Source organism: Faecalibacterium sp. DFI.5.82 (genome assembly GCF_029076575.1).
Classification (GTDB): Bacteria; Bacillota; Clostridia; order Oscillospirales; family Ruminococcaceae; genus Faecalibacterium; species Faecalibacterium duncaniae.
The window spans coordinates 1-1,794 of sequence record NZ_JARFIS010000022.1 but is presented as its reverse complement, the minus strand read 5'-3'; the positions used below and the strand labels follow the sequence as shown (position 1 = coordinate 1,794).

2 protein-coding genes are annotated in these 1,794 nt (G+C 50.4%); both read left to right on the top strand.

Features of this window, described 5'->3' with window-relative positions; translation table 11 throughout:
• The first annotated feature begins 104 nt into the window (after positions 1-104).
• Positions 105-569, top strand: coding sequence for a hypothetical protein (locus P0G09_RS15320; RefSeq protein WP_112120869.1), 465 nt, complete (start codon positions 105-107; stop codon positions 567-569).
• Positions 570-652: 83 nt separating this feature from the next.
• A partial coding sequence (locus tag P0G09_RS15315) for a recombinase family protein (RefSeq protein WP_275253077.1) occupies positions 653-1,794 on the top strand: 1,142 nt, incomplete at its 3' end.

The following is a 1,794-nucleotide window of genomic DNA, read 5'->3' as shown; positions in this document are numbered from 1 at the left end:
GAATTTTCAAGAATTGAAAATTTGTGGCCACGGGACGATTCTTGCTCTCACGAAAACCCATACTTTTTGAAAATCCGCTTTTCGCAGCCAAAGGAGGATGCACCATGAAAAAAGAGATCGAAGCCTTCGTCAACGCAGCCAACGAGCAGGAGTTGGAAGCCGCATGGAATAACCTCTCGGCAGAGGAACAGCGAGTTTTCGAGCAGCTCATGGAGGAAGAACCACCCGAAGATGCACTGGCATTTTTCGCACAGCTGTATGATGATGCACCGAAAGAGCAGACCAGCGAGACTGTGAACATCTCCGAAAATGAAATCTATTTCAAGCGAAAGCCCTTGACCGAAGAGCAGAAGAAACACAGCTCTTATGTGGACGAGAACGGCAACCTCCATGTCAAGAACCTGTCCGCTTTCTGGATTCCAGAACTGACCACCACGGAGAAAGTCGGTCACACCACCTACACCGTGACCGGCAGCTATGAGGGCAAGGAGTCCTTTTTGAAGAAGCTGGAGCGCATTGTTGCCAAGAACGCCCAGCAAAAATTTGAAGATGAGGGTGCAGACGAATGACAACTGCGTCCAATTCTGCTATACTTGACCCGGTAACCAATCCTGTACCGACAGTTGCTCCACAGAGTAAGGAGGACACAACAATGTCTGGAGCAACGAATAAAATCACCGCACTTTACTGCCGACTGTCGCAAGAGGACGCACGGCTCGGCGAAAGCCTGTCCATTGAGAACCAGAAGGCTATTCTTCTGGAATACGCTAAGAAGAATCACTTTCCGAACCCGGTGTTCTTTGTGGACGATGGATATTCCGGCACGAACTACGACCGCCCCGGCTTTCAGAGTATGCTGGTCGAGATTGAAGCGGGGCGTGTAGGAATCGTTATCACGAAGGATTTGTCCCGACTGGGACGCAATTCTGCCTTGACAGGTCTGTACACAAACTTCACTTTTCCCCAGTATGGCGTTCGCTACATTGCCATTAACGACAACTACGACACCATTGACCCGAACAGCGTAAACAACGATTTTGCGGGCATTAAGAACTGGTTCAACGAGTTTTACGCCCGTGATACCAGCCGCAAGATTCGGGCTGTTCAGAAGGCCAAGGGAGAGCGTGGAGTACCGCTGACGGTCAATGTGCCGTACGGCTATGTGAAAGACCCGGAGAACCTGAAACATTGGCTTGTTGATCCAGAAGCGGCTGCAATCGTGAAGCGCATCTTCTCCATGTGCATGGAAGGCCGTGGCCCGACCCAAATTGCAAACCAACTGTGGGTGGACAAAGTTTTGACTCCCACCGCCTATAAGTTGAGCCATGGCCTGAGTACGAACTCACCCGCCCCGGAAGACCCTTATCGCTGGGATAAAAGAGCAGTAAGTTCGATTCTGGAACGCCTGGAGTACACTGGCTGCACAGTCAACTTTAAGACCTATACTAACTCTATCTGGGATAAAAAGAGACATCTGAATCCCGTGGAAAATCAGGCTATCTTCCCGGATACACATGAGCGCATTATTGACGATGATGTGTTTGAAAAGGTTCAGGAGATTCGTAGCCAGCGTCACCGCATGACCCGGACAGGCAAGAGCAGCATTTTCTCCGGTATGGTCTACTGCGCTGACTGCGGTTCCAAGATGCAATATGGTTCGTCCAATCACAGGGACTTCAGTCAAGACTTCTTTGATTGCTCTCTGCACAAGAAGAACGGGAGCAAGTGCAAGGGACACTTCATCCGGGTAAAGGTTTTGGAGGGCCGTGTGCTAAGCCATGTTCAGCGGGTGAC